This is a genomic window from Halothiobacillus sp. (assembly GCF_027346185.1).
Taxonomy (GTDB): Bacteria; Pseudomonadota; Gammaproteobacteria; order Halothiobacillales; family Halothiobacillaceae; genus Halothiobacillus.
Map to the genome: position 1 here is coordinate 1 of NZ_DAIESY010000102.1, position 4,390 is coordinate 4,390.

4 protein-coding genes are annotated in these 4,390 nt (G+C 57.0%); 2 read left to right on the forward strand and 2 right to left on the reverse strand.

Going from position 1 to position 4,390, the window contains the following annotated elements; translation table 11 throughout:
* Positions 1-123: 123 nt before the first annotated feature.
* Together M7R55_RS07580 and M7R55_RS07585 are read right to left on the reverse strand one after the other, a co-directional pair.
* A complete protein-coding gene (locus M7R55_RS07580; RefSeq protein WP_298219814.1) occupies positions 124-1,563 on the reverse strand; it encodes a HAMP domain-containing sensor histidine kinase in 1,440 nt (479 codons plus the stop codon).
* Entirely contained in the window at positions 1,550-2,230 is a 681-nt protein-coding gene (locus M7R55_RS07585) for a response regulator transcription factor (protein WP_298219815.1), read from the reverse strand. Before M7R55_RS07585 ends, M7R55_RS07580 begins: the two co-directional genes overlap by 14 nt.
* 135 nt (positions 2,231-2,365) lie before the next feature.
* On the opposite strand from M7R55_RS07585, the gene M7R55_RS07590 reads away from it, so the two are divergent.
* Both M7R55_RS07590 and M7R55_RS07595 read left to right on the forward strand, forming a co-directional pair.
* Positions 2,366-3,724: a TolC family protein gene (locus tag M7R55_RS07590; protein ID WP_298219816.1), complete on the forward strand. Its 1,359-nt coding sequence runs from the start codon at positions 2,366-2,368 to the stop codon at positions 3,722-3,724.
* Positions 3,725-3,727: 3 nt separating this feature from the next.
* Positions 3,728-4,390, forward strand: a 663-nt coding sequence (locus M7R55_RS07595; protein WP_298219817.1) for an efflux RND transporter periplasmic adaptor subunit, incomplete at its 3' end; no start/stop codon positions are given.

Genomic DNA, 4,390 nt, shown 5'->3' on the forward strand with positions numbered 1-4,390 from the left:
CACAGGGAAAATCTGCCCAAAAACCGTCGAAATGCTGAAATTTGGGGAGATTTTCAGCCAAAACCGGCTCCTCAAGCGAAAAAAATCGCATTGAACGTCAGCCGCCCAGTATTTTCGATTCAATCAGAGGCTCCTTAGGCAAGGAAAAGTCAATACGACCTTCAGGCCCGGATGATTATCTTGCAGCTCGACGGTGCCGCCATGTTCGTGCATGGCCGCGCGCACCAAAGCAAGCCCCAAACCACTGCCGGGCGAGCTTCGCGCCGTATCCAGCCGAACAAACCGTTCCAGCACGCGCAAACGGTCGGCGGGATTGGGGATGCCCGGCCCGTTATCGGCAATGATGAGCGAGATGTTTTTGTCCTGCTGACTGAGGGTGATGGCTACTTTTGATCCAGCGGGGATGTGATTGAGTGCGTTTTCCAGCAAATTGACCACGATTTGGGTCAGAAGCCCTTGACTGGCCAGGCGGGTTATACCCGGTTGAATCTGTGCGCTGAGATGAATGCCTCGATCCTCTGCCGCCAACTGGTAAAAATCAACCAAATCGAGCAGAAGACTGCTGAAATCTACCGTCGTAAATACTTCCCGTCGCACACCGGCTTCCGCTTGAGCAATGGCGATCAGGGTATTGAACAGTGCAAGGAGTTGATCGGCATCGTCCAGGGTTTGCTGCATGACTACACGGTATTGTGCTGCGGGACGTTCATGCGTCAGGGAAATATCCAATCGGTTGCGCAACCGGGTGAGCGGACTGCGTAAATCATGAGCGATGTTGTCGGTGACACTCCGCATCCCGGCCATGAGTTCGTCGATGCGATCGAGCATTTGATTGAGCCGGGCGGAGAGATCGGAGAACTCATCGCCTTTGCCTTCATCGGGAATGCGACGGGAAAACTCCCCGGCCATGATCTGCGTTGCGGTATGGGTGATGGTATCGATGCGGCGCAACACGGCAAGCCCCATCCAGCCGCCGCCAGCCAAGGAAAACAAGGTGATGATGCCCAAGGCCCAGGTCAGCAGATAACCGGTGTGGTCGGTGAATCCTTCCTCTTCAATCATCGCTTGCCCAACCAAGAGACAGCGCCCATTCGGGAGCTGCGTGCTCAGGGCGCGCACGCGGATATCCGAATCTTCCGCCTGTCGGTTTTTCGGCACGATGTCGCTTTGGTCGCTGAATTCAGCCGGCTCACCACAGGTCAAATCCTTGGGCCAGCCCAAGAGATTGCCCGCCAGAATATGCCGATTGGCATCAACCAAGAGATAAAGGCGGCTGCTTTTATCGTTTTGCGAGACGCGTTCCCGAATTTGCCCGATCAGGCCCTCACTTTGGCCCTCACCGATATCGCCGCGTAACTGAGTTAGTTCATCCTGCAAATTCACATCGATTTGCCCGACGATATATTGAGTGGAAAGCCAGTACACCCCGGCCAGAGATACGCCAACCACCACGCTGAACGCAATGGCGAATAACAAAGCCAGCCGGAAGACGCTGGTGCGCAACAGACGCCGAAACCGCCGCCAGATCATGCCGGGCTGGCGGATAAGTTCAGACAGGCGCATCGCTGAGCACATACCCGGCACCGCGCACGGTGTGCAACAGCGGCGTATCGAAATCCCGATCGATTTTGCTGCGCAGCCTTGAAATATGCACATCGATCACATTGGTTTGCGGGTCGAAATGGTAGCCCCAGACCTGTTCGAGCAGCATGGTACGCGTCACGACCTGTCCGGCGTGGCGCATCAAGTAATCAAGCAGTCGGAATTCCCGCGGCTGCAACAGGATCGGTTGATCGCGACGTGTGACCTTATGCCGTACCCGATCAAGGACGAGATCGGCCACCGCCAGCGTATCGCTCGAATCGCGCGTTTGCATCCGTCGGGTGAGTGCCTCGATCCGGGCCAGCAATTCTGAAAACGCGTAGGGTTTGGTGAGGTAATCATCGCCACCGGCTTTGAGCCCGGTCACGCGGTCATCGACTTCCCCGCGTGCCGATAAAATCAACACGGGCGTTGCCCTGCCCGCCGCGCGGTAGGCGGCGATCAGTGATAAGCCATCCAAGCCCGGCAACATGCGATCGACGATCAAGGCATCGTATTCGCCCGTCATGGCCAGATGCAGGCCATCGGTGCCGTTTTCCGCCCGATCCACCGAGTGTCCGCTTTCCTCAAGCCCCTTGGCGAGGTAGGCCGCCGCCTGCACATCATCTTCAACCAGTAGTAGTTTCATCCGCTCATTCTAAAACAGCCATGTGACCTGAAAGATGAAATTTTGGTCATGTGGCGTTCATTCGCCCAAAAGGCGTAAGCCATTATGATGTAGTCATTAAGGCTCATCCCCGTGCCCAAAAGTGAGAAGGGATTTATGTTTTTAGAATCACAATTGCCAGTTCAGACAACGCATCGTTGGCTTGCCGCCGCACGAGCGGGCACCTTGCTGATTTTGCTTGCCGCATTGGTTGGCTGCGCCCAGTATCAGCCGCTGCCAGATACGGCAGGAATGCCCATCTCACCCACGCCGCCCAAGCAGGCCTGGACACTCGATAGCGCCACGCTTTTTGCGTTAAGTCACAATCCACAGCTGATCGAAAGTAACACCCAACTGGCACTGGCGCGCCAACAGGCCGGTTTGGCGAATGTGCCGCCGCCGATGAGCCTGGGGTTATCGCTGGATCATCCCTGGCAACAAGGGCTGTTTAACGCCTTCAGCTTATCGGTGAGTCAGGATTTGAGTTTCTGGTTGAAACAGGCTCCGCGCAAACAAGCCATTCAGGCCCGTTTGCGCCAGGCGATTCTGAATCATCGCTGGCAGGCGTGGCAACTGGCCGCCGCCGTGCAGCAGCAATATCTGAATGTTTGGTATTTACAAAAACAGACGCGCTTGCTGCAGACCCAAATTCAGTGGGTCGATCAGCGAATAACGGCGAATGCGGCGGCAGAAAAGGCGGGGCTAATCACTGCCGACACGCAAGCCTTGCTGTTGGCCAATGTGTCGCAGTGGCAGCAAATGGCGCACGCGGCCAATCTGCAACGGATTAAAGACAGCGCCCAATTGCTGCAACTTTTGGGGTTGCCCGCCGATGCCGCACTGCGGCTGACCGAGCCACCACAACCAGCGCTTTCTCCTCAGATAATCACTACATCATCGATTGACCAACGCCCCGATGTGCTGGCACTCAAAGCGGCTATTGATGAGAAGGATGCGCAGTATCGCCAAGCCCTGATCGATCAATTCCCATCGATCAGCCTGGGGCTGACCCGCGCGCAAGACACCTCCAAGGTGCAGACCATTGGCGTCGGCGTCAATCTCGTGTTGCCGTCTTTCGATGGTAATCGCCATGCGATTTCGGTCGCGAAAACCAGCCGGAAACTGGCGGCAGAGCAATATCAAAATCGCTTGGTGCAAATCCGCAGTGACTTCGCGACGCTACGGCAAAAACAAGCAGAACTGCAACGCGCACGGGAGGAGATTGAAGCGAACCTACCGGCGCTGCGCCGACGGATGACGCAAGCCGAGCAAGCAATGGCACAGGGTTTGGTGAATGCCAATACCGTCGATACCTTGCGTCAAACCGTCGTCAATCAACGTCTGGCCTTGTTGCAGAACGCCGCAGAACGCCAACGCGCCGAGTATGCCCTGCCCGCCCTGGTGGGCATCGATCCTGCCGTTCTACCCGCATCAAACGCGGGCGCGAACCCTTCACCGACACCCACGGAACACTGAACTATGTTTTCTTTATCAAATTACACCGCTTGGCGCTGGACACTCATTGGCTTGCTGGGTTTGGTGGCACTGAATACCGCGCACGCGGCCGACTCTTCCCCCTCCGACCCCGTGCAAATGCAGGTTCAGCTCGTCTCACTGATCGAAGGTCGGCTTCAAGCCACACCTCGGTTCAACGGGCTGATTGCGCCCATCCCTTCGGCAGTTCGGGTCGAAAGCTGCGCTTTCGAGGGGCAAGTTTCGCGCGTGTTCGTCCAGCCCGGTGCGACGGTCGGCAAAAACGCGCCCTTGCTTACGGTGCGCACCAGCGCCCAGACACGCCAGCAGGTGGCGCAAGCAAAAGCTAATCTGGCGTTTGCTCGCAAACATCTGGCACAAATCAAAGTCATGCTCAAATCCCAACTGGCGACACAAGCGGACTGGGCACAGGCAGAACAGGGCCTTGCCTTGGCCGAAGCGAATTGGCAGTCGCTGGTGGCCAGCGGCGCCACGCAGCCTGAACACACCTTGACCGCGTCGCGAGGAGGTGTGGTGCAGACCATTTCCGTGCAATTGGGCGGCGTATTTACGGCCAATCAACCCCTGTTGACCACGGTGGATGCCGGGCAATGGGAAATCAAAGTCCCGGTGCCCGCTGCCGTGGCCCGGCAATTGACCATCGGTGAT